At 64.3% G+C, this 22,894-nt stretch carries 25 protein-coding genes; 10 read left to right on the top strand and 15 right to left on the bottom strand.

All coding sequences use genetic code 11. The features are described 5' to 3' along the window. Position 1: 1 nt before the first annotated feature. Together AC2EAL_RS09150 and AC2EAL_RS09155 are read right to left on the bottom strand one after the other, a co-directional pair. Positions 2-952 (bottom strand): VOC family protein, encoded by a 951-nt coding sequence (locus AC2EAL_RS09150; protein WP_484723888.1) that lies wholly within the window; start codon positions 950-952, stop codon positions 2-4. Continuing rightward, on the bottom strand, positions 952-1,698 hold the full coding sequence (locus tag AC2EAL_RS09155) for a PIG-L deacetylase family protein (RefSeq protein WP_484723889.1): 747 nt from the start codon (positions 1,696-1,698) through the stop codon (positions 952-954). Before AC2EAL_RS09155 ends, AC2EAL_RS09150 begins: the two co-directional genes overlap by 1 nt. A gap of 134 nt (positions 1,699-1,832) precedes the next feature. On the opposite strand from AC2EAL_RS09155, the gene AC2EAL_RS09160 reads away from it, so the two are divergent. Continuing rightward, positions 1,833-2,717 carry a DUF1932 domain-containing protein gene (locus AC2EAL_RS09160; RefSeq protein WP_484723890.1) on the top strand — a complete coding sequence of 295 codons (885 nt, stop codon included), beginning with the start codon at positions 1,833-1,835 and terminating at the stop codon, positions 2,715-2,717. Continuing rightward, the gene (locus AC2EAL_RS09165) at positions 2,714-3,871 is read left to right on the top strand and encodes a LysR family transcriptional regulator (RefSeq protein ID WP_484723891.1); all 1,158 of its coding nucleotides are present in this window, start codon (positions 2,714-2,716) and stop codon (positions 3,869-3,871) included. Before AC2EAL_RS09160 ends, AC2EAL_RS09165 begins: the two co-directional genes overlap by 4 nt. Here the strand turns inward: AC2EAL_RS09165 and AC2EAL_RS09170 are convergent. The 3 genes from AC2EAL_RS09170 to AC2EAL_RS09180 form a co-directional block, all read right to left on the bottom strand. Further along, complete coding sequence (locus tag AC2EAL_RS09170) at positions 3,868-4,335, bottom strand: MarR family winged helix-turn-helix transcriptional regulator (RefSeq protein WP_484723892.1); 468 nt, start codon at positions 4,333-4,335, stop codon at positions 3,868-3,870. The genes AC2EAL_RS09165 and AC2EAL_RS09170 overlap by 4 nt on opposite strands. A 137-nt stretch (positions 4,336-4,472) precedes the next feature. After that, positions 4,473-5,231 (bottom strand): SDR family NAD(P)-dependent oxidoreductase, encoded by a 759-nt coding sequence (locus tag AC2EAL_RS09175; protein ID WP_484723893.1) that lies wholly within the window; start codon positions 5,229-5,231, stop codon positions 4,473-4,475. Beyond that, complete coding sequence (locus AC2EAL_RS09180) at positions 5,231-7,030, bottom strand: feruloyl-CoA synthase (RefSeq protein ID WP_484723894.1); 1,800 nt, start codon at positions 7,028-7,030, stop codon at positions 5,231-5,233. Before AC2EAL_RS09180 ends, AC2EAL_RS09175 begins: the two co-directional genes overlap by 1 nt. Before the next feature lie 204 nt (positions 7,031-7,234). On the opposite strand from AC2EAL_RS09180, the gene AC2EAL_RS09185 reads away from it, so the two are divergent. From AC2EAL_RS09185 to AC2EAL_RS09215, 7 genes are all read left to right on the top strand, one after another. Beyond that, positions 7,235-8,023: a crotonase/enoyl-CoA hydratase family protein gene (locus AC2EAL_RS09185; protein ID WP_484723895.1), complete on the top strand. Its 789-nt coding sequence runs from the start codon at positions 7,235-7,237 to the stop codon at positions 8,021-8,023. Between the two features lie 5 nt (positions 8,024-8,028). After that, positions 8,029-8,904, top strand: coding sequence for an amidohydrolase family protein (locus AC2EAL_RS09190; RefSeq protein ID WP_484723896.1), 876 nt, complete (start codon positions 8,029-8,031; stop codon positions 8,902-8,904). A 63-nt stretch (positions 8,905-8,967) separates the two neighbouring features. Further along, positions 8,968-9,696, top strand: coding sequence for a GntR family transcriptional regulator (locus tag AC2EAL_RS09195; protein WP_484723897.1), 729 nt, complete (start codon positions 8,968-8,970; stop codon positions 9,694-9,696). A gap of 112 nt (positions 9,697-9,808) precedes the next feature. Then, on the top strand, positions 9,809-11,212 hold the full coding sequence (ligM, locus tag AC2EAL_RS09200) for a vanillate/3-O-methylgallate O-demethylase (RefSeq protein ID WP_484723898.1): 1,404 nt from the start codon (positions 9,809-9,811) through the stop codon (positions 11,210-11,212). A gap of 62 nt (positions 11,213-11,274) precedes the next feature. Further along, positions 11,275-12,321, top strand: coding sequence for an alpha/beta fold hydrolase (locus AC2EAL_RS09205; protein ID WP_484723899.1), 1,047 nt, complete (start codon positions 11,275-11,277; stop codon positions 12,319-12,321). Then, a complete protein-coding gene (locus AC2EAL_RS09210; protein ID WP_484723900.1) occupies positions 12,314-13,153 on the top strand; it encodes a class III extradiol dioxygenase family protein in 840 nt (279 codons plus the stop codon). The genes AC2EAL_RS09205 and AC2EAL_RS09210 overlap by 8 nt, the downstream gene beginning before the upstream one ends. Continuing rightward, the gene (locus AC2EAL_RS09215; RefSeq protein WP_484723901.1) at positions 13,153-13,476 is read left to right on the top strand and encodes a YciI family protein; all 324 of its coding nucleotides are present in this window, start codon (positions 13,153-13,155) and stop codon (positions 13,474-13,476) included. Before AC2EAL_RS09210 ends, AC2EAL_RS09215 begins: the two co-directional genes overlap by 1 nt. 18 nt (positions 13,477-13,494) lie before the next feature. Here the strand turns inward: AC2EAL_RS09215 and AC2EAL_RS09220 are convergent, their stop codons facing one another. The 3 genes from AC2EAL_RS09220 to AC2EAL_RS09230 all read right to left on the bottom strand — a co-directional run bounded on the left by AC2EAL_RS09220 (position 13,495) and on the right by AC2EAL_RS09230 (position 15,530). After that, positions 13,495-14,094, bottom strand: coding sequence for a dioxygenase family protein (locus AC2EAL_RS09220; protein WP_484723902.1), 600 nt, complete (start codon positions 14,092-14,094; stop codon positions 13,495-13,497). A 69-nt stretch (positions 14,095-14,163) separates the two neighbouring features. Then, positions 14,164-14,607: a nuclear transport factor 2 family protein gene (locus tag AC2EAL_RS09225; protein ID WP_484723903.1), complete on the bottom strand. Its 444-nt coding sequence runs from the start codon at positions 14,605-14,607 to the stop codon at positions 14,164-14,166. 38 nt (positions 14,608-14,645) lie between these two features. Continuing rightward, the gene (locus AC2EAL_RS09230; protein ID WP_484723904.1) at positions 14,646-15,530 is read right to left on the bottom strand and encodes an MBL fold metallo-hydrolase; all 885 of its coding nucleotides are present in this window, start codon (positions 15,528-15,530) and stop codon (positions 14,646-14,648) included. Between the two features lie 124 nt (positions 15,531-15,654). Between AC2EAL_RS09230 and AC2EAL_RS09235 the strand changes: the two genes are divergently transcribed. After that, entirely contained in the window at positions 15,655-16,038 is a 384-nt protein-coding gene (locus AC2EAL_RS09235; protein ID WP_484723905.1) for a winged helix-turn-helix transcriptional regulator, read from the top strand. A gap of 58 nt (positions 16,039-16,096) precedes the next feature. Here the strand turns inward: AC2EAL_RS09235 and AC2EAL_RS09240 are convergent, their stop codons facing one another. From AC2EAL_RS09240 to AC2EAL_RS09270, 7 genes are all read right to left on the bottom strand, one after another. Then, complete coding sequence (locus AC2EAL_RS09240; RefSeq protein WP_484723906.1) at positions 16,097-16,945, bottom strand: alpha/beta fold hydrolase; 849 nt, start codon at positions 16,943-16,945, stop codon at positions 16,097-16,099. 2 nt (positions 16,946-16,947) lie between these two features. Further along, a complete protein-coding gene (locus tag AC2EAL_RS09245; protein ID WP_484723907.1) occupies positions 16,948-17,937 on the bottom strand; it encodes a branched-chain amino acid ABC transporter permease in 990 nt (329 codons plus the stop codon). Continuing rightward, positions 17,934-18,860: a branched-chain amino acid ABC transporter permease gene (locus tag AC2EAL_RS09250; protein ID WP_484723908.1), complete on the bottom strand. Its 927-nt coding sequence runs from the start codon at positions 18,858-18,860 to the stop codon at positions 17,934-17,936. The genes AC2EAL_RS09245 and AC2EAL_RS09250 overlap by 4 nt, the downstream gene beginning before the upstream one ends. Beyond that, on the bottom strand, positions 18,853-19,590 hold the full coding sequence (locus AC2EAL_RS09255) for an ABC transporter ATP-binding protein (protein ID WP_484723909.1): 738 nt from the start codon (positions 19,588-19,590) through the stop codon (positions 18,853-18,855). The genes AC2EAL_RS09250 and AC2EAL_RS09255 overlap by 8 nt, the downstream gene beginning before the upstream one ends. Continuing rightward, positions 19,587-20,318, bottom strand: coding sequence for an ABC transporter ATP-binding protein (locus AC2EAL_RS09260; protein WP_484723910.1), 732 nt, complete (start codon positions 20,316-20,318; stop codon positions 19,587-19,589). The genes AC2EAL_RS09255 and AC2EAL_RS09260 overlap by 4 nt, the downstream gene beginning before the upstream one ends. Positions 20,319-20,404: 86 nt before the next feature. Next, positions 20,405-21,712, bottom strand: coding sequence for an ABC transporter substrate-binding protein (locus AC2EAL_RS09265; protein ID WP_484723911.1), 1,308 nt, complete (start codon positions 21,710-21,712; stop codon positions 20,405-20,407). A 104-nt stretch (positions 21,713-21,816) separates the two neighbouring features. Continuing rightward, on the bottom strand, positions 21,817-22,869 hold the full coding sequence (locus AC2EAL_RS09270; RefSeq protein ID WP_484723912.1) for an NAD(P)-dependent alcohol dehydrogenase: 1,053 nt from the start codon (positions 22,867-22,869) through the stop codon (positions 21,817-21,819). Positions 22,870-22,894 lie beyond the last annotated feature (25 nt).

The raw sequence follows: 22,894 nt of genomic DNA on the forward strand, positions 1-22,894 counted from the left end.
GTCAATGATCCCCTTTTGCAGGCGGAGTGCCGTGAGTGTGGAAAGTGTCGATGGTTTTCAGGCCCCACGCCTGACCTTTCTTGCGCTCAGACTCGGTCCAGACCACGGGCTGATGATCGGGCGCCAGGATCAACCGCGCACCGGCATTGGCAAGCTCGACCCGGTTGCCTGCGGGTTCCCAGACGTACAGAAAGAAGGTGCCCTGAATGGCATGCTTGTGGGGGCCGGTCTCGATGTGGACACCGTTTTCCAGAAAGATGTCGGCGGCGCGCAGAATGTCTTCGCGGGTGTCGGTGGCATAGGTCACATGGTGCAGCCGGGCATGGCCGCCGCCATGGTCTTCGGTACAGGCGAGATCGTAGGTCTTGTTGTTGACGGTAAACCAGCAGCCGCCAGTGCGGCCATTGTCGAGCTGGATCATCTCGGTCACGCGGGACCCAAGGCAGGTTTCCATGAAGCGCCGGAACTCGGCCACATCGGAGGCAAGCAGGTTAAGATGGTCAATCCGGCGCGGAGCCGCCCCTTGCGCGGTATAGCGGCTGGCCATGTTCTTCAGCGCCGGGCGGTCGCCTTCGCCGGGCGCATAGCGGACGGTGTCCCAATAGATCTCGAAGACATGGCCAAAGGGGTCTTCGAACCGGAAGGCAGGGCCATGGCTCTGGTCGCCTGACGTCCAGCCGTGTACCTTGTACCCCGACGTCTCGATCACTGCCACCTGATCGGCCAGCGCCTGCGCCGAAGCGGCACGATAGCCGATGTGACCCACCCCGGTGGTATGGTGCCGCGTCAGCTTGAGAGAGCAGAGTTCATAGTCATCCCAGGCCCGCAGATAGGCGCTGGCCTCGTCCTGCCCCGACAGTTTCAGGCCGTAGACGCGGGTGAAGAAATCAAGGCTTTCGTCGAAACTGTCGGTATAGACCTCGACATGCCCCAGATGCGCGATGTTGCCCATCACAGCTCATCCACGGTGCGGGGGAACATCGACTGGAAGCCTTCGGCGTAAAGCGCCTGCCGCCCGCCGGACTGGCCGCCCGAATTGCGCTGGAAATGGTTGGCGCGGTTTTGTGCGACGCGGGTGTAGAACTCCCACAGATGCTCTTGCCCTGCCATGCATTCGATGGCGGCGCGCTTCTGGTCCCAGACCGGGGTGATGTCGAGGAAGACATCCGGCTTCCAGCCCATCTGTTCGGTCTGGTGGGGCTCGAACAGGTAGAGCTGCGGTGCGCCCAGCACCTTCTGCCCCGGATTGTGCCCCCAGGCCTGCGCGATCATCCGGCATTCAAGGGCCACTTGCGTCGTGTACATGTGGTCGGTGTTGTAGGGGTCGAAGGCGCTGTGGCTCATCATGAAGGCGGGCTGCACGGCGCGGATGATGTCGACGAGGCGCATCTTGTCGTCATCCGTCAGCCGCAACGGGTAGTCGCCCAGATCGAGGCAGATCAGGTCGTGCACCCCAAGGGCCTTTGCGGCCGCTTCGGCTTCGGCGCGGCGGGCGGCCTTGACGGTGTCAAGCGTCATGCCGGGCTGTTTCCAAAGCTTGGCGCTTTCGCCGCGTTCCCCGAAGGACAGGCAGACGACGGTCACCTGATAGTCCATGGCCGCGTGCAGCGCGATGGCTCCACCACAACGCCAGACGAAATCGGCGGCATGGGCCGAGATGATGAGAGCGGTTTTCCGGGCAGTTCCAGCGGCTGGCATGACAGGGTCCTTCCTTCGACAGTGCAAGTGTCATGCACCGGACGCGCTGTTTGGCCAATTCGGAACTCGGACAATCGGCATAAGTCTTTGCTATAGCTACTTGTGAGAAGCGTGCTGTTCCTGCAGGCTCCCGGGTGGACAAAGTAGGGGTTCATCGGGTGCAGGACATCGCCTTTATTGGGTTCGGTGAGGCCGGTCAGGCCTTTGCCAAAGGCTTGCAGCTTGCATCCCTGCGCATCGCAGCCTATGACTTGAAGCTAGACACCCCAGAAGAAGGTGCCCCTTTCCGGCAGGCGATGTCCCGGCTGGACGTCTCGCCCTGCAAGCTTGAGGGCTTGGGCGTGTCGGGAGTGGTAGTCTGCCTTGTCACTGCCGATCAGGCGCTTCATGCGGCCCGGGCCGCTGCCCCGCATCTGGCGCCGGGGGCCTTCTGGTTTGACGGCAATTCATGCTCGCCCGGCACCAAGCAGCAGGCGGCCGATGTGATCGGCGCAGCGGGCGGGCGCTATGTCGATCTTGCCCTGATGGCCCCGGTTCACCCGCGACTGCATCGCACGCCCATGCTTGCCTCCGGACCAGACGCCGTCGCGGGCGCGGCCGCCCTCGCCAGCCTTGGCATCGAAGTCGGGGTTGCGGGCGACCAGGTGGGGCAAGCCTCGGCGATCAAGATGCTGCGGTCGGTCATCATCAAGGGGCTTGAGGCGCTGACGGCGGAATCCTTTCTGGCCGCACGGGCGGCGGGAGTGGAAGGTGCGGTGATTGCGTCGCTTCAGGCGTCGGACCCAGGGTTCGACTGGACCCGTCGCGGCGCCTACAATCTGGAACGGATGCTGGTCCATGGATCACGGCGCGCGGCGGAGATGACCGAAGTCGCCGCCACCTTGCGCGAACTGGGTATGCCTGACCGGATGGCCCAGGCAACGCAAGCCTGGCAGTCCGACCTTGCCGCCCTGGCGCTGGATCCGGGGCCAGAGGATCTGGGGACAAGGGCAGATCTGATCCTGCGCGCCTGGGAATGAAGATCAGCCTGCGCCATACGCGGATCGTGCTTGCGGTGGAGGAGACCCGGTCCGTCACCCTAGCCGCAGCCCGCTGCCATGTTTCGCAGCCCGCCGTCTCGGCCGCGGTGGCGCAGATCGAGGCGGCGCTTGGCGTACCGGTCTTTCAGCGCGGACGCGCCGGGTTCATCCCGACCCCGGCAGGTGAGGCTGTGGCCCTGCGGTTCCAGCGGGCGCTGGCCTGGCTCGATCCGGCCCTGGCGTCGCTTGCCCCGCGTCTGATCCGAACGGCAACCGTTGCGCAATTGAACGCGCTGATCGCGGGCGCCGAGTGCGAAAGCTTTTCCGCGGCTGCACGCCGGCTGAACATCGCACAGCCCACCGTGCATCGCGCCATCAGCCAGCTTGAGCGCGAAGTTGGCCAGCCGCTGTTCGAGCGCACTTCACATGGCGTGATCCCGATCCGCGCCGTGCGGCATCTGGCGACGGCCGCCCGTCTGGCCTTTGCCGAAATGGATCAGGCCGAAGCCGATGTTGGCGCACTGACCGGGCGCGAAGTCGGGCGAGTGGTCATCGGGGCTATGCCATTGGCCCGCGCGGCGCTTCTGGGTCCGGCCATCTCGCTGTTTCGCAAGCGGTGGAAAACCCTGCCGGTGCGGGTGATCGACGGGCCTTATGCAGAATTGGCCCTGGCCCTGCGCCGGGGTGAGATGGATGTTCTGGTCGGGGCGCTGCGCCCGGCAGCTGCCGATCTGAGCCAGGAAGTGCTGTTTCAGGACGAAATGGCCATCGTTGCCCGGCCCGGACATCCTTTGGCTCAGGGCCCGACCGAGCCCGCAGAGATGGCGCTCTATCCATGGGTCGTGGCCGCCGAGGGCACCCCCGCCCGTGACCATTTCACAGCGATGTTCCGCACCGCGAAACTGCAGATCCCTGAAAGTCTGGTTGAAACCGGATCAATGGCGCTGCTGAGCCATCTGGTCGGGACCTCGGATCATCTTGGGTTCATCTCGGCCCGTCAGGTTGCGCGCGATGTCGCGCAGGGCGCACTCGTGCGGTTGCCGTTTCAACCAACGGGGACCTTGCGGCCGATCGGACTAACCACGCGAACCGACTGGCAACCCACGCAGGCGCAGAGCGATATGCTGGCTGCGCTGCGGGCCGTCGCCGTCTAGGCCACGGCCTCCTTGCGGAACTTGCGCAGAATGCGCTGCAATTCGGCGCGTTCGCCCTCGGTCAGGCAGGCGAACAAGCGGCGCTCGTGGTCAATGGCGCTTGCCTGTGCCGCAGCGGCCAGTTGCTTGCCTGCCGACGTCGGCATCAACGCATGACGCCTGCGATCCTGCGCCACCGGAGCGCGGATGATAAGGTTGCGGCCGGCCAGCTCGTCAATGATGGTGACAAGGTTCGACCGTTCGATCTGCAGCGCATCGGCGAGCTGCGTCTGGGTCAGCCCCGGTTCACCCACGATGATGGACAGCGCCGAGAACGACACCGCCCGCAAGTCATACTCGGCCAGTGTCCTGGCAAAATCCGCCTGCACGATCGACAAGGCGCGCTTCATGGCATAGCCAATGAAAGCGGACAGGTGGCGATCCGTTTCGGCCGTCTGATCTGGCGCCTCAGCGATTGCGTCCATGGTTTGGCCCTTTCCCCGGTCGGGACTTCAGTGCAGCAGGTCTGGCTGCAGAATACTGCGATCCGAAAGCGCTGCCATATCAATATTCTCACGTACCATTGTCAGGGCATTGAACAGCCGCATTCATCGCCTCGCGCCTATTTCGGCGGCAGGCGCACACCGCCGTCCAGCCGGATGACCTCGGCATTCAGATAGCTGTTGGTCAGGCACATCAGCACCACATCGGCAAATTCGGCCGGATCCCCCAGACGGTTCGGAAACGGGATCGAGCCGGCGATTCCCTGTTGCACCTCGGGCGGCAGTTCGGCCAGCAGGGGGGTGAGGAAGATGCCCGGGGCGACCGTGTTCACCCGGATGCCGAAGCGGGCGAGTTCCCGGGCGGCGGGAAGGGCCATCGACACGATCCCCCCCTTGGAGGCCGCATAGGCCGCCTGGCCGATCTGCCCGTCAAAGGCCGCGACCGAGGCCGTGTTCACGATCGCCCCGCGTGCGCCATCGGCGTCGGGCGTATTGGCCTGCATCCGCGCTGCCGCAAGGCGCAGCATGTTGAAGGTGCCGATCAGGTTGACGCGGATCGTGCGCTCGAAAGCCGCAAGGTCCATCGGCCCGTCACGCCCGACAATGCGGCTGGCCCCGCCGATACCGGCGCAATTGACCAGCCCCCAGAGCGGCCCTTGCATCGCGATGGCGGCGTCGAGTTCCGCACCGGCGGCTTCGTCCGTCACGTCTAGCGTCAGGGCATGGCCTTTGACCTCTGCAGCTACGCGGGAGGCCCCTTCGGCGCTGCGGTCGATGACCGTGACGCGGGCCCCCTTTGTGGCAAGCGCACGTGCGACGGCCTCACCCAGACCCGAGCCGCCGCCGGTGACGGCGATGTGGTTGCCGGCAAGTTCCATCAGCGTCTTCCCTTCCAGTCCGCGGCAATGACGCGGTCGTCTGCGTCCCAGAGGGCAGCCACGAGATCGGCCCTTTCGCGCAGGACGGCGCGCTGGTTGACCGAGCCTTTGTCGGTCACCTCGCCCCTGTCAAAGCTGAGCGGTTCTTCCAGCACCAGCGCCGCCACCACGCGGGCGGCACTGCCTGTGGCGGCGCGGGCATGGGCGGAAAGACGTTCGGCCAGGGCGGCCCGAACAGCGGGATGGGAGTGCGCTTCCTCGTCGCCACCCGCAAGCTCACGCAGGGCGGCCCAGTTCGGCACCAGAAGCGCGCGCAGATCGTCCCTTTCTTCGCCCGCGATCACAGCGTCCGAGATCAGGCCCCCCATCGCATTGATCAGCGCGGCCCGCAGCGCACCCACGGCGACCCAAGTGCCGGTCGACAGCTTGAAGTTCTCGGCCAGCCGCCCGTCGAAGATGAAGCCCGCGGAAGGCTCTCCGGGCTCGGCGTAGCGCAGGGCGTCGCCCAGCTTGTAAAAGCCTTCCTCGTCGAAGGCGGCCGCCGTCAGAGCAGGATTGCGCCAGTACCCGGGCGTGATCGAGGGGCTTTTCAAACGGGCCTCCAGCTTGCCCTCTTGCGGAACCAGCTTCAGCGTCACGCCAAGGGCGGGCACGCCGATATTGCCGGGCCGGTCCTTCTTGTCGCTGTAGTACAGGGCGAAGGGCCCGGTTTCAGTCGCGCCCAGGCCGGACACGATCGGCACACCGCCCGGCACCTTGCGCGCGGCGACCGCGGCAAGACGATCCCAGACCGGCTGGCTCATCCCCGCGCCCGCATACATCATCATCCTGAGGCGCGAAAAGAAGGTGTCGGCCAGCGCCTCGTCCGTTTCCATCGCGTCGAGCAGGAACTGATATCCGACGGGCACGTTGAAGTACCAGGTGGGCGCCACTTCGCGCAGGGTGCGGATGGTCTTGCCGATATCGGCGGGCGTGGGGCGACCATCGTCGATGTAATAGGTGCCACCGTGAAAGATGGCCATGTTGAAGACCTTGTTGCCGCTGGCCGTATGGTTCCAGGGGGCCCAGTCCACCAGAACTGGCGGCTCTTGTGACAGAAAGTCATAGGCGGCCGCGACCATCGCCTGATTGGAGCACAGCATCCCTTGCGTCTGGATCACCGCCTTGGGGCTGCCGGTCGTGCCCGAGGTGAACAGGAACTTGGCAATGGTGTCGGGCCCGACGGCGACATGGGCTGCGTCGGCCTCGGCTGTCGGAGCGGTGGCGAGCAGGCTGTCAAAGTCCAGCGACAGACGCGTCTCGCTGCGGCCAGTCCGGCTGACCAGAATCACATCGGTGGCCAGAACGGCATCAATCGCCGGCAGGAACTTTGCCGCATGATCGGCAAAGACCAAGCCGGGCGTCAGTTGTGCCACCACCTGAGCAAGCTTGCCCCTGTCTTCGCCCGAAAGGGCATAGGCGGGCGACAGGGCAGCCGAGGGGATACCGACATGCTGTGCACCCAGCGCCATCAGCGCATGCGACAGACTGTTGCCCGACAGGATCAGCAGGGGCCGCTCGACCGAAAGGCCGCTTTGCAGCAAGGCCGACCCGATGGCGCGGATCGCCCGCGCGCCCTGCCCATAGGTCATACGCACCCATGCGCCATCTTCCCCGCGCTCGGCCATCCAGAGCCGGTCGGGGTCGACCTTCGCCCAGTGCATGAAGCGTTCGGTGATGCAGCGCGGCCAGTCGCTCAGCTGCGCCGCCTGACGAATCAGGACCGTCCCGTCCGGTCTGGTTTCACTGAGAAGTGGCACCGTGCCTGCGCCAACGTATTGAACGGTTAAGCCTTGCATGATCCCCCCGAACGCAGCCGGTCACCAGAAGATGCCGAATAGTTATTGGATATAACAGTATGTCACGCCACGAAGCAGCGCAAGAGATGTTTACAGCATAATGTTTATGTTCTATAACTATCAGCAGATGCCCGGTCCGGGCACAAGGCCGTGAAGGAGCAGGACATGGACGGAAGTATGGAGCAGTTGGTCACCTACGACCTGCGCGAAGACATTGCTCTCATCGGTCTGAACCGTCCGGCCAAGCGGAATGCCATCAGCGACCGTGTGGTCGAGGCCCTGCACCTTGCCGTCGAAGCCGCGCAATCGCAGGCCAAGGCCGCCGTCATCTACGGTGAAGGCAAGCATTTCTGCGCCGGGTTGGACCTGGCAGAGCATGTGGAAAAGCCGCTGATCGCCGCCGTGCAGGGCTCGCGCCGCTGGCACAAGATCTTTGACGGCATCGAGCGCGGTGGGATTCCCTTTGTCGTGGCGCTGAAGGGCGCCGTTGTCGGCGGCGGGTTCGAGCTTGCGGCTGCGGCCCATGTGCGGGTGGCCGATGAAACCGCCTTCTTCGGCCTGCCGGAAGGCACGCGCGGCATCTTTGTCGGAGGCGGCGGTTCGGTGCGGATTGCACGGCTGATCGGCTCGCAGCGGATGGGTGACATGATGCTGACCGGTCGCACCGTGTCGCCCGTGCAGATGGAGCAATGGGGCGGGGTGAGCTACGTGGTGCCCGAGGGCAAGGCTTTGGAGAAGGCCATCGAGCTGGCCAAGGCCGCAGCGCAGAATGCGCCGATGTCGAACTATGCCATCATCAACGCCCTGCCGCGGATCCGCGACATGTCGTCCGAAGACGGGCTGTTCGTGGAAAGCCTGATGTCCTCGCTGACCTCGGTCACGCCCGAGGCGAAGGATCGCCTGCGGGATTTCCTGGAAAAGCGGACCGCCAAGCTTGAAGCGCCCAAGGACTGACGCCGATGAACCTTGACGACATCATTGCCATCGACTTCCACACCCATGCCGAAGAGCCGTGCAATTGCCATCGTGACGATGGCTACAACGAGTTTCAGGCCGGCATGGCCGCGTACTTCAAGAACCCGGCCGGGATCGACGGCATGCTGCCCACCGTGCCGCAGACCGCCGCCTACTACCGCGAACGCAAGATCGCTGCGGTGATCTTTGGCGTGGACGCTGAACGCGAGACCGGATTTTACCGCCACAACAACGAGGAAATCGCGCAACTCGCCGCCGAAAACAGCGATATCCTGATCCCTTTTGCCAGCATCGATCCGGCCAAGGGCAAGGTTGGCGCCCGACAGGCGCGGCGCCTGGTGCGCGAGTTTGGCGTGAAGGGGTTCAAGTTCCATCCCACGATGCAGGGGTTCTTCCCCAACGACCGCATGGCCTATCCGCTGTACGAGGCGATTGCCGAGGAAGGTGCGATTGCGCTGTTCCACACCGGGCAGACCGGGGTGGGATCGGGCATGCACGGCGGCATGGGGATGCGGCTGAAGTACTCCAATCCGATCCATATCGACGATGTGGCTGTCGACTTCCCCGACATGACCATCGTGCTTGCCCACCCGTCCTTTCCCTGGACCGAGGAAGGGCTGGCCATCGCCCAGCACAAGCCGAACGTCTACATCGACATGTCGGGCTGGTCGCCGAAATACTTCCCGCAGATCTTCGTGCACTACGCAAATACAATCCTGAAGAAGAAGATGCTGTTCGGCTCGGACTGGCCCGCAATCACCCCGGATCGCTGGCTTAAGGATTTTGCCGAACTGCCGATCCGCGATGACGTGCGCCCGCTGATCCTGAAGGAAAACGCCCGGCGCATCCTGAAGATCTAAGGGGCTTGTATACATTCTGCCATCTGATGGTATTCTGACCCTGTATACAGGACGAGATCGGACGTGCCGGAAGAGAAAAGCTCAACTCACGCGCAACGGGCGCTGATCACCCTGCGCAAGCGGATCCTTGGTGGCGATCTGCAGGGCGGAACCCGCCTGTTCGAGGTGGCCTTGGCCGAAGAGCTGGGCATTTCCCGCACCCCGGTCAGGGCGGCCCTGTCGCGGCTTGCCGAAGAGGCCTTGCTGGACCGCACCGCCGGCGGTGGCTTTGTGGTGCGAAGTTTCGCGGTGCGGGATGTGGTCGATACGATCGAACTGCGGGGCGTCCTGGAAGGCACTGCTGCACGGCTGGCGGCAGAACGCGGTGCCCCGGATGACCTGATGGCCGAAGCCCGCGAAATCCTGCGCCGAATTGACCGACTTTTCCTTGTTCAGGATATTGATATGGATGGATATTCTGTCCTGAACGCGCAGTTCCACCGACTTCTGGCCCGCCTGTCGCAAAGTGACGTTCTGTGCCGCGAGATTGAACGGATCACCGCCCTGCCGTTTGCCTCGCCTTCGGCGTTCCTGGATGACCAGACGCGTCAGGCCGAACTGACGAAAACCCTTTCCGCCGCGCAGGAACAGCACCGCGCCATGATCGAGGCGATCGCCCAGCGAGAGGGGTTTCGCGCCGAATCACTCGCCCGGGAACACGCCCGCGCAGCGAGGCGGAACGTGGAATTCCTGCTGTCTCAGGAAGCGGCGATGCGCGAAGGCGTGGCGAGTCTGGCAATCCTGTCCGCCTGAGGGGTTTCTGTATACATTTCCCACGCGCAACGACCCATTTTCACGCATTATGCCTTGATTCATCGCCACCCTTCCGTATCAGTGTATACATATGCTTCAGGGAGGAGCTTCGATGGCTTTAAGTTTGTCAACCGTCATGGCCGCTGCCGGGAACCCGGTCACCATGCTGCGCAATTCCAAGGCGGGGATGTATGTCTACCCGGTCGTGGCGCCGGAATTCCAGAACTGGCGCAACGAACAGGTGGCCTGGCGGCAGTCGGCCGTGCTGTTCGACCAGTCGCACCACATGGACGAAGTCATCGTCGAAGGCCCGCAGGCGACCGAGTTCCTGTCCCATCATGGGATCAACAGCTTCGCGAATTTCGACCTGAACCGCGCCAAGCATTTCGTGCCCGTCACGCCCAATGGCCATGTCATCGGTGACCACATCATCTTCCGCGAGCGCGAGGACAAATACATCCTCGTCGGACGCGCGCCGACCTCGAACTGGCTGATGTTCTGCGCGGCCTGGGGCAAGTGGAACGTGCGCCTGAAGTACGATCCCCGCAGCCCCAGCCGCCCCGAGGGCGAGCGCGTGCTGCGCGAACATTACCGCTTCCAGATCCAGGGGCCGGACGCGCCCAAGGTCTTTGAGAAGATGAATGGCGGCCCGGTGCCGGACATCAAGTTCTTCCATGTCGACTGGATCAACATCGGGTCGAAGAAGGTGCAGGCGTTGCGGCATGGCATGTCGGGCGCGCCGGGGCTGGAAATCTGGGGTCCTTACAAGGACAAGGATTACATCCATTCCACCATCCTGCAGGCCGCCCGCGATGCCGGCGTGAACCTCGTGCAGTGCGGCAGCAGGGCCTATTCGACCAACACGCTGGAATCTGGCTGGATCCCCTCACCCTTGCCGGGCATCTATACCGGCGACGGGATGCTAAAGGATTACCGCGACTGGCTGGGCGCTGACAGCTATGAGGCCGCAGGTGCCATCGGTGGCAGCTTCGTCAGCGACAACATCGAGGACTACTACGTCAACCCGTTCGAGCTAGGGTATGACTTCTACATCGGCTGGAAGAAGGATGACTTCGTCGGCAAGGCCGCGCTGCAAGCGATGAAGGGCAGCCCGAAGAATCGCAAGAAGGTGACCTTCGAGTGGAACCGCGACGATGTACTGAAGGTCATCGCGTCGAACTTCGAACCCGGCGTGCCGTACAAGTGGATCGATTTCCCGCAGCCGAACTATGCCTCCTCCAGCGCCGATATGGTGATGCAGGGCGACAAGATGGTGGGGATGAGCATGTTCAACGGCTATTCCTACAACGAACGCTGCATGCTGTCCTTGGGAGTGGTGGCGCAAGACGTGCAGGAAGGCGACATCCTGACCCTGAAATGGGGCGAGCCGGAAACCACCTGCAAGACCTCGACCGAGCCGCACCGCCAGACGGAAATCCGCGTGCGTGTGGCCGCAACCCCCTATGCCGCCGAGGCGCGGACGAACTACGCCGACAGCTGGCGGACGAAACGCTAACCTCCCTGAGACCCTGGGCCGCCCTTCACCGGGCGGCCCCTTTTCCTGTCAAGGCTTCCCCGATGGCGACTGTTCTTCTGATCCCGGGCCTTGTGTCCGATGGTTTTGTCTGGACTGCCGCCGTGGCAGCGCTGGACCCTCTGGCCGTGGTGGTGGCCGATGTGACCACCCAAAACAGCATCGAGGACATGGCGCGCAGCCTGCTTGCGCGGCACGAGGGGCGGCTGGTGCTGGCCGGTCATTCGATGGGCGGGCGCGTGGCGATGGAAATGGCGCGCCTGGCCCCCGGACGGATCGCGGGCATGGCGCTTCTGAACACGGGCATGCATCCACGGCGGGAGGGCGAAGAGGCCAAGCGTCAGGTGATGATTGACCTGGCCCATGGCGAAGGAATGGCAGCGCTGGCCGGCGCGTGGTTGCCGGGCATGATGAATGCCAAGGCCGCCCCGAACCCCACCCTGATGGCGGACCTGACGGCCATGGTCTGCCGGATGACACCCGAGATTCACGAACGCCAGTTGCGCGCGCTCCTGTCGCGCCCCGATGCGGCGGCGAGCCTTGCCTATTCCGGCCCCATGCTGCTGATCACCGGGGCCGAAGATGCGTGGAGCCCGGTGGCCCAGCATCAGGATATCGCCCGCCTCTGCCCGCAAGCCCTCCTGGAGATTGTTCCTGACGCGGGCCATTTCGCCCCGGTGGAGCAACCCAGCCTCGTGGCCCGGTTGCTGGCCGATTGGGCCAAGCCGGTGGTCGCCGCGGATGCAGGGCTGGACCGCATCCCGGACACGCCGCTCTTTGACCGACCCCGCGCCAATGCAGGCTATGCGCTGAACAAGATGGCAATGGGCCTGTCTACGCCCGAGGGTCGGGCGGCCTTTCTGGCGGATGAGGGGGCCTACCTTGACCGCTTTCGCCTGACACCCGAACAGCGCGCTGCCGTTGTGGCGCGGGATTGGGAGGAGATGGTCCGCCTTGGCGGCAACCTGTTCTACATCCTGAAGATTTCGGCCGTGGACCCAACGCCCATTCGCGCGATTGGCGCGGCCCAGGCGGGGATGAGCCTTGACGCATTTCTGGAAACCCGGCTGGGGAAGGTGAGCAATGGCTAGACTGATCGGCGGATTGGGCACCAGCCATGTGCCCTCCATCGCGGCGGCGCTGGACAAGGGCTTGCGCCATTCGGACGAATGGAAACCCTTCTTTGACGGCTATATCCCGGCGCAGGATTGGGTGGCCGCGCAAAAGCCGGATATCGCCGTGGTCATCTTCAACGACCACGGCAATGCCTTCTTCCTGGACCGTGTGCCGACGCTGGCGCTCGGCGTGGCCGACAGCTACGCCCCGATCGACGAAGGCTGGGGGCCGCGCCCAGTGCCCGTGTTCGAAGGGGCCGCCGATTTCGCATGGCATTTGGCTGATCAGATGGTGGCCAGCCATTTCGACCCGCTGATCTGCCGTGAACTGGACGTGGATCATGGGATGCAGGTGCCGATGGAGCTGGTCTTCGGGCGGCCCAAGGCTTGGCCCGTCAAGGTGGTGCCAATCCTGGTGAACACGATCCAGTATCCGATCCCCACCCCGCAACGCATGTGGGACCTTGGCCGCGTGTTGCGGCAAGCCATCGAAAGCTGGCCGACCGACGAGCGGGTCATCGTCCTGGGCACGGGGGGCCTTTCGCACCAGTTGCAGGGCGCGCGGGCCGGCTACATCAACCCCGAGGAAGATCGCCGCTGGATCGCCGACATCGGCCCGGCCCCGCAACGCTACCGCGACATGACGCGTGAGGAATATGTGCAGGTGTTCGGATCCGAAGGGGCGGAACTGATCATGTGGCTGGTGATGCGCGGCTGCATGGACGACGAAGTGAAGACGCTGCACCGCCACTACTTCGCCCCCGCCTCGATGACGGGGGCGGGCATGGTGCTTCTGGAGAACGCCTGATGTATTTCCTGATGATCTGCCCCCACAAAAGCGGGGCCGAAGTTGGCGCCCTGCGCGACCGTCTGCGCCCGCAGCACCGCGACTGGGTGGCTTCGGGCGGCAATGGTCTTGCCCGGGTGCTGACGGGTTCGGCACTGTGGAACCCCAAGGCCGAAGGGATCGGCAACTTTGGCATCCTTGAGGCCCAGGACGAGGCAACCGCCCGCGCCTTTGCCGAGGGCGATCCCTTCTTCAAGGGCGGTGTGGTCAAGCGGGTGGAACTGACGCGGCTGGCTGACACGTTTCAGGCCGGCCGGATCTCGCCGCTAACCATTCAGGGTTGACTGCCCGGACCCTCCGCCTCAAGCGGGCTCGATGTAGATGGTCGGCGCGGGGAACAGCGCGGGCGCCTGGTCGCGGAGGACGTTGGCCGTGCGGTGCGGCCGATCCCGGGGCCGGGTGTCCAGATAGTGTTGGGTGATCAGCGTGCGAAAACCATCGGCGCTGATCCGGTAGTGGATATGGGGCGGGCGGGGCCAGTATTCCTTGGGGAACAGGGACAGCACCTCGAAATAGCCGTTCGCATCGGCAATGATCGTGCCGCGCAGGTCCATCTCGGCATCGCGGAAGTCGCTGTAGTCGCCTTTGGCTTCCGGATAGTATCTGCCGCTGCCGTCCGTCTGCCAAAGTTCCAGCTTCGCGCCAGCTACGGGGGTCTCGGGAGAAGCGGCGTTCATGACGCGCCCGGCGATGCGCATGACCTCGCCCTTCTTTCCGAAGCGGTTCATGTTGGTGACGACCGGGACATTGCTGATGTAGAAAGGCCCCTCCATATCGCTTGCGGTGGGGATCATCGCCTGTTCGGCCGACGCGCTGCCAGCGCCCAACCCGAAGGCCGCAGGAAGAGAGGCGGCAAAGGTCAGAAATCGGCGTCTGGCGGGGTTTCTGCTTTCATCGGTCATTGAAGGCCTCCGGTCTGGAATGGTCATGGCGGCGGGGCCGAAAGTCAGGTTGTCAGCCCCGCCAGGGGATCAGTTCATCGGCTCGAACATCGGCAGGCCGGAGGCCGTCTCAAGGACCTCGTCCTGGCCGACATCCCAGTGCTCGGCGATCTTGCCGTTCTCGACACGGTAGATGTCGACCACGATCAGCGGCGTCGGACCCCAGCCGGAGTAGCGGCCATGGATCGCCACCAGATCGCCCTCGGCGATGACCATGCCAATTTCATAGGTCATGTCGGCTGGCATGTCCTTCAGCGCGTCCTTCAGCACGGCGCTGGTCGAAGCCAGCCCAGGGTTCCGCTGCATGTAGCTGTCGGCCCAATAGCGGTCGATGGCCGTCAGGTCCTTGTTCACAAACAATTCCGTGACCGCCTTGACGACGAAGTCCTTGTTGGACTCCTGCGCGAAGGCCGGGGCGGCAAGGGAAGTCATGGCAAGGGCCAGCGCGAAGGTGGTGTTTCTCAGATAGGACATCGGGTTTCTCCTGTGATGTCGGGTTTCGGTCAGGTGGTTCAGCTGGGGAACGCGGCGGCGACGCCACGGTCGATGGCAAAAGCGAAACCAAGGGCTTCGGTCCCGACCATCAGCTTGGCGCGGAACTCCTCGGCATTGGCCGAGGCGGCGCGGGCCGCTTCCCAATGGTCGAGGTAGGCGATGGTCGCATCAAAGACGCTGGCATCGTTCGGGCTGCCCGACTTGCGATGCCCCGGGATCACCGTCCTGGCGCCGATGGCCCGCAGGGCCTCGACACTGGCGCGCCAGGGGGCGATGCCATCGGTGGTGGCGACTTCCTCCATCCACAGGTGGGTGTCGATATAGGCCACGTCGGTCGCAATCAGCGTATCCAGGCTGGGGATGTGCACGGGCGTGATCAGCGCGGTGTCGCCTGCCATGGGCGGCAGTATCTCGATCCGCTCACCTTCCAGCATCAGGTGATCGGCGCTGAGCGCTTCGGGCAGGACAAAGCGGTCCGCAAACACGCCCGCCGGGGCGCTGCCCGCGATTTCCGCATGCATGCCGCCAAGGATTTGCGCCAGGATCGCCTGGATGTCGGTCTGTGCATAGGCCCGCGCCTGTGGGAAGCGGTCCATCAGGACGGGCAGTCCAAGGATGTGATCGGGATGCAGGTGGGTGATCAGGATGCTTTCCAGCGTGCGACCCGAGGCTGCGATCATGTCGGCCAGCAGGCCAGCGTTGCCGGCGGTGAACTGCGCGTCGATCAGCACTGCCGACTGCTCGCCAAGGACAACGACGCTGTCGACAAGGAGCCCGGCTTCATCCGAAGTGAAAAGCTCGGTCCCCGAGGCAGCGGCTTGAGCAAGACCGGGCCACAAGGTCGCAGAGGCCCCGGTCGCAGCTGCCGTCTTCAGCAGCGTTCGGCGGTTCAAGATCTCCATGCAGTTTCCTTTCCATGTCTAGTATAATTTTGATACCAGCAATCTATTTGATGATTTAGGGTTGGAAAAGGAGGCACCATTTGGTAACCATGGCCTTCAACGATCACAGTACCGCGAGATGGCCATGTCCCTTGACGACGCGCACGAACCGCACCGGATTTCGTTGGACCCGGCCACTTGCCCCGTGCGGCAGGTGCTGGACGGGGTCAGCGACAAATGGTCGATCCTGGTGATGGCGGCTTTGTCGATGTCATCGCGGCGGTTTTCGGAGCTGCGCCGCGACATCCCCGATGTGTCGCAAAAGATGCTGACCCACACGCTGCGCAAGCTGGAGCGGGACGGGCTTCTGGAGCGGATCGTGACCCCGACCGCCCCGCCGCGCGTGGACTATCGGCTGCGGCCCTTGGGCGAAAGCCTGTTCGTGCGGCTCTCCAGCATGGCGCGCTGGGTCATTGAAAACCGGGCCGAGATTGATGCGGCCCGGGCCGAGTTTGACGCGCGGAAATGATCTGACCACGGGTTAGGTTCGGACCTGTGGGCGCGACAGACGAGGCCGCATCCAGACGTCACGCAGCATCACGGCCCGAAACGCGCACCGCGAAATCGTGGAGAGCTTTGTTGACCGCTTCCGGCTTTTCAACCTGCGGGGTGTGGCCGCAGTCTTCCAGCACGATCAAGGTCGCGTTCCGCGCCCGTCTGGCGGCCTCTTCGCTGTGCTTCAGGGGCAGAACGGCGTCCTGACGCCCATGCAGGATAAGCATCGGCACATCCAGCGTGGACAGCAGCCTGTGGCTGGGTTCCCAGGCTGATTTCCGCTGTCCGAAGACGTTTGTCGTGGCGCGCAGGGTGGCGAGGAACGCGGCTCTACCGCCTTTCTTGAACTGGTTGCGCAGCAGGTCATCGTAGAGGTCGCCGCTTACACAGCCCTTGTCTTTGACAATCGCCGACAGCATCAGATCGACGCCCTTCGGACTGGGCCTGTTCATCACCTCGCCCAGAAAAGGCAGGGTCGTCAGGCGGAAGGCCGGAACCACCTCGCGTCCCAACGAGGCGGCATTGGCCAGCACCACTCCCTTGACGCGCTCCGGTGCCAGCCCTGCAACCCGCAGCGACAAGGCCCCGCCCATCGAATTGCCGGCCGCGATGAACTGGTCCAGTCGCAGCGCATCGGCAAAGGCCAGAAGCCACTTGGCATAGCTTTCCCAGTCTTCGGCCTTGCCGGTCAGACCTGACAGCCCGTGGTTCGGCGCGTCCCAGGCGATGATCCGATGGGTTCCCCCCAGACCAGCCAGTTGCGCCGACCACAGTTCCAGCGAGCCTGCAATGCCATGGCTCAGCACGATGGGCAGGCCCGGACCGCCGCTGTCGCGATAGCGGATCCTGAGGCCGGATACATCTATGTACCGGTCAGCCATGGTCATTCCTTCAGGCGCAGCCGCTTGCGCAAGGACAAGGGCTCATCCCGGCCCCGGTCCAGCCAGAGGCCCACCAGCCCGCGCGGGAGGTAAAGGGCGAAGAGGATTGCCACGATCCCGATGCCCGCCAGATACCAGGCCCCGAAGTCGCCAAAGATTTCCTGCAGGGCAAAGAACAGAAGTGCGCCAAGGATCGGCCCGATGAAGGTGCCGATGCCACCGACCAGCACCATGAACAGCATGAAGACGGACCATTGCACGCCGAAGGACGTGCGCGGCTGGAAGGTGATGGCCGAGGCCAGCCACAGCGCACCCGCCAGCGCGCAGCCAACCGAGGCGATGATGTAGATCCGCTGCTTGACCTGAAAGGTCGAGATCCCGATGGAGGCAGCGGCGTCCTCGTCATCCCGGATCGCCTGGCTTTCCGCACCGATCCGACGCTGCAGCAGAACCCATGTGCCACCCACCATCAGGACCATGCTGCCCAGCGACAGAAGATACAGCACCATGCGGCGCAGATCGGGGTCATAGGCATTCAGCGCCAAGAGCGAGGTGCCAGTTTCCCCCTGCACGATCGGATCGAACATCACGATGGACCGGATGGTTTCTGCAATCACCCAAGTGGCCACGGCGAACTCACCCGCCTTCATGCGCAGCATGAACCACGACAAGGCCCAGGCCACGGCACCCGTCAGTGCAGCAGCGAGGAAGATCGTCGGAAAGGGGGGCAGGCCTGCCTCGACCAATCGGACCAGGGCATAGCCACCCAGACCGATGAACGCCTGCTGGCCAACCGACACCAGCCCGGCATAGCCCGCCAGCAGGTTCCACATCACGGCGAACATCACCAGGATGAAGAGGTAGATCAGCTTGTCGACGACAAGGGCAGACCCAAGCCAGGGCAGGGTGACAAGCCCCAGAAGGACGATCCCGACAAGGACCAAGAGCCTGCGGTCAGACGTCGCCATGGGCAGGGTTTGGGCGGGTGTCATGCTTGGCTCCGCGACAGGTCAGGTTTGTTGAAGGCAGCCTTCAGGGCCGCACGCCAGCCGCCCCGCTCGGACGCGGCGACGTGCATCAGCCGCCAGCCGAGGACGGCCAGAAACACCAGATGGCCCGCCAGGATCGAGATCTGCGGCGATATCAGCGCGCCCAGCGCCTGCACCACGCCCAACACGATCCCGCCGATCAGCGTGCCGCGCAGCGACCCGATGCCGCCGATCACCACTGCCTCGAAGGCGAAGATCAGCATCATCGGCCCCGAAAACGGCGTGACCTGCGCCCGCATCGCCAGAAAGATTCCGGCAAGCCCCGCCAAAGCCACAGCAATGGCTGCGGCCCAGCGGTGCACCTTGCGCGGATCGACGCCGCACAGGCTGGCCGCTTCGGCATCGGTCGACGTAGCCCGTACCGCGCGGCCAAAGGCCGTCCGCGTCAAGAGCAGATGCAAGGACCCCAGCACCAGGACTGCGGTGGCAAACATGTAGACCGGCAATTGGCCGACAAAGATGCCACCGGGCAGTTCCCAACTGGCCCAGGACAAATTGCCGATATGTGCGCCCAGTGACTTCGTGTCCGACCCGAAGGCCGCGAACATGCCGTTTTGCAGCGCTGCGCCCAGGCCGATGGTCGTTAGGATCGGGATCAGGAACCCGCCTGCAAGCGCCCGTTCGAAGATGAAGCGCTGCATAAGCCAGCCCAGGGCCGCCATGCCGATCAAGGTGATGACGATGGCCAGCGGCACGACAACTCCGGCGCTTTGCACCAGCCAGAGCGAGCCGAGCGCCCCCAGCACCGCCATATCGCCATGCGCCAGGTTGATGAACCGCACGACGCCGAACATCAGCGACAGGCCCGCGGCAAGAACGGCGTAGTAGCCGCCTAGCAGGATGCCCTGGATCAGACTGTCAAGCATGGCTCGGCTCCTCGGCCTTGTGGATGCCGAAGTAGGCATCCGTGATCTGCTGGCGGGTGAGGGTGGCAGGTGTCCCGTCGAGTTCCAGAACCCCTTCGGCGATGCAGATCAGGCGGCTGGCAAACCCCATCGCACGGGTCAGGTCCTGTTCCACCACGATCAGGGTCACCTGACCCTTCAGCCCGGCCAGGGAGTCATAAAGGCCCTCGACCGCCGCTGGCGACAGGCCCAGCGACACTTCATCCAGCAGGATGACCGAGGGGTTGGCGATCAGCGCCCGACCGATCGCCACCGCCTGCCGCTGACCGCCCGAAAGGCCGCCCGCAAGCCTTCCCAGCAGTGGGGTCAGTTGCGGAAAGGCGTCGCAGACGGTGGCAAGCGTCCAGTCACCCTTGCGGCCGTTCTCGGCGGCAATCATCAGGTTTTCCGCAACCGTCATGTCGCCAAACAGACGGCGCCCTTCCGGCGACAGCGCTATGCCCGCCTTCACGCGCTCATGCGCGGGCATTCTGGTGACCGGGGCGCCATGCAGGAGAATGCCGCCTTCGGCCACCGGATGCAGGCCCGCGATCATGCGCATCAGCGTGGTCTTGCCCGCGCCATTTGCCCCGATCACGGCCAGCACTTCGTTGGGCTCGACCGTCAGGGACAGGCCCTTGACCGCCTGCAACTGCCCGTGGCGACCAACAAGGTCGGTCAATGTCAAGGCTGGTTTCTGGGCTGCAGTCATTCCGGGCTGCTCCCCAGATAGGCGCGTTGCACTTCGGGGTGGGCCATCACGTCGCGGGGATCACCCTGGGCCAGCACCCGCCCCTCGGCCATGCAGACCAGCCGCGTGATCACACGCAGAAGCGCGTGCAGGATATGTTCGATCCAGACCACGGTCAGACCGCCTGCCTGAAGGCTGCGGATCAGATCGACCAGCGCTACCAGCTCCGCCTCGGTCAGGCCGCCGCCAATTTCATCCAGCAGGATGACGCTTGGCTGCGTGGCCAGCGCGCGCGCGACCTCCAGACGCTTGCGGTCCAGAAGGCCCAGTGCCGCAGCCGGGCGGTTTGCCAAGGGCAGAAGGCCCGTCCGGCGCAATATGTCGGCCGCTTCGGTGGTGGCCCGTGTCTGGTCCATCCCCGCACCCGCGCGGGCAGCGACATGGACGTTCTCGAACACCGTCATGCCCAGAAAGGGCTTCGGGACCTGATGGGTGCGGGCCAGTCCCAACCGGCAGCGCTCGGCAGCAGATGTGCCCGAAAGATCGCGCCCGGCAAGCTGAATGGCCCCGGAACTGACGGGAAAGGACCCGGCAAGCGCGCCGAACAGCGTCGTCTTGCCCGCGCCGTTCGGCCCGACAACGCCGACCGCCTCACCCGGCATGACATGGAAATCCACGTCGAACAGCACTTTCAGCGCACCGAAGGACTTGTTCACGCCTTCGGCTCTCAGGATGGGTTCGGCCGTCATGGCAGGCATCATCACGCGCTTCGTTCCTTTCTGTCCGCACGCAGAGAAAGGGGGCGGGTTTCGCACCCGCCCCGTTCTGGATCAGCTCAGCCGAAGGCCAGCGGCTTGAACTCCGAAGTCAGCTGGATCTGCGGGAAGTCGGCGTTCGACACGAGGTCAAGCTGGAACTGGAACGGCCCTTCGCTGGCCTTGTTCCACTGCCCGCCTGCCAGGCCGCTGACAGCACAGTTGTGCATCGGGCCCGTGCCGAAATCGACCGTGCCGACCGCGGTTTCTGCCTTCAGCTTGGGCAGTGCCGCTGCCATCGCTTCCTTGTCCTTCGGGCTGCCGGCCTGCACCGCCAGCGCAAGGGCGGCATCGAACAGCGAGGCGGACGCACCCAGCGCCTGCGCCCACTGCGCGCCCGTCGCGGCTTCGTACTTTGCGCCAAGGTCGGCGTTGGTCATGCCTGTCGCGGCCGAGGCAAACGGGAAGGCAGGGTGCCAGTAGACGCCGGTGCAAAGGCCTTGCCCAAGGTCCCCGAGGCCTTCCATTTCGGCCGCAAACAGCCCGGCCTTGGCCATCTGCATGATCTTCAGCTGCTGGGCCAGACCCTGCTGTGCCGCCTGGCGCCAGAACACGGGGAAGTCCGGCGGGAAGGGGAAGCAGACCACGATCTCGACGCCTGCATCCTTGAAGGCGTTGATCTGGGTGCTGAAATCCTGGCTCATGTTCTCGTACGGACCGGCATCGACAACCTCCCAACCGGCTTCGGCCAGCTTGGGCAGCAGGCCTGCCCGGATCGCATTGCCATCGGCGTCCGACGGAACCAGCGTGCCGACCTTCTTGTTGGTCTGCAGCAGAGACCACTGGCCATTGTAGAGGTTGAGGAAGTTCGCCGAACCGAAGGAGTAGTGGAACGTCCACTTGAACGACTGCGCATCGGGCTTGCCACCACGGCCGAAATAGAACGCCTCCCACGGGGCGACGGTCGACAGGCAGGGGGTCGCGCCGGCCTCGCAGGCATCCGACACCGGATTGACGGTTTCCGGGGCCGAGTGGGTCAGGATCAGGTCAGGGGCCTCCGAATTGATCATGTCGCGGGTGATCTGGCTGGCCCGTACCGGGTCCGACTGGGTGTCGGCAGTGATGATCTCGACGTTCATCTTGGTGCCGTTGACGTCGATGCCGCCGGCGAGGTTGGCCTTGATCGTCTCGATCAGCCAGCCGTCATGCGCACCGAAGATGCCCAGCGGGCCCGACTGCGGCCCGATATAGCCGATCTTGAAGGTGGCCGCGTCCTGACCGAAGGCGCGTGTCCCGATCAGCGGCGCGGCCAGGGCCGAACCGGCGATCAGGCGGTTGAAACTGCGGCGGCTGATGCCGTTCGCGGATGGCAAGGCAAACTTCGTCATGGGTTCCTCCGAGTTAATGCGTGCAGTGGCCTTCCTGCCCCTGCATCGGTTGTTGGGTCCTTCACCGAGGCCGCCCTCTCTTCTTCGGAAGGCGGCCGTCGGGGTTACATGCGCACAATCGCCTTCACGGTTGTGCCGGCGTGGCTGTCGTGGATGGCTGTGTTGATGTCGGCAAAGTCGTAGAACTTGACCAACCGGTCGAAGGGGAAGCGCCCCGCCTGCCACAGCGCGATCAGCGTCGGGATGAAGCTGTCGGGGTTGGATTGCCCTTCGACGACCCCGATCAGCTTCTTGCCCATCGACATGAAGCCGGTGTTGTCGACCGAGATTTCCGACCCCGGCATCGGGGCACCCAGGATTGCGCAAGTGCCGCGCGGGGCGAGCGCATCCACGGCTTGCCGGATCACCGCAGGCAGTCCCGTGGTGTCGAGCGAATAGTTCACCCCAGCCGTCAGCGCGTGGATCTGGCCCACGACATCGTCGGTTTTGGCGTTGATCGTGTGGGTGGCCCCCAACTCGCGCGCCAGGTCAAGGCGGCTGTCGTGCATGTCGACCGCGATGATCGTGGTCGCACCCTGCACCACCGCACCCATGACCGCCGACAGCCCGACCGAACCCGCACCGAAGACTACGAAGCTCTTGCCCGGCTGCACCTTCAGCGCGTTCATCACCGTGCCCGCCCCGGTCTGGATGCCGCAGGCCAAGGGGCCAAGGAGGTCCAGCTGCGCCGAAGGGTCTACCTTGACCACGTTTGCCTCATGGCAGATGGCGTGGCTGGCCCAGGACGACTGCCCAAAGAAGTTCGAATGGATCTTCTCGGCCCCCTTGCTGATCGCCACCGACCCATCGGCGCGGGTGGCAAAGAAGTTGCGGGGGAAGAACTCGTAGCAATACGAAATGTCATGGTCGCGGCACGAAGGACAGGTGCCGCAGGAGTTGAAGGTCATGACGACATGATCGCCCGCCTTCACCTTCTTCACGGCACTGCCGACACGCTCCACGATCCCAGCGCCTTCGTGCCCCAGAACAACGGGCATCGGGGTGGGCAGGTGACCCGCCATCACCACCAGATCGGTGTGGCAGACCCCGGTGGCAACCACCTTGACCAGGATTTCGTCGGGGCGTGGCTCTTCCAGAGCGATCGTTTCGATCGACAAATCTTGCCCTGCGCCGCGCGCGACC

The organism is Tabrizicola sp. T74, from assembly GCF_057219935.1.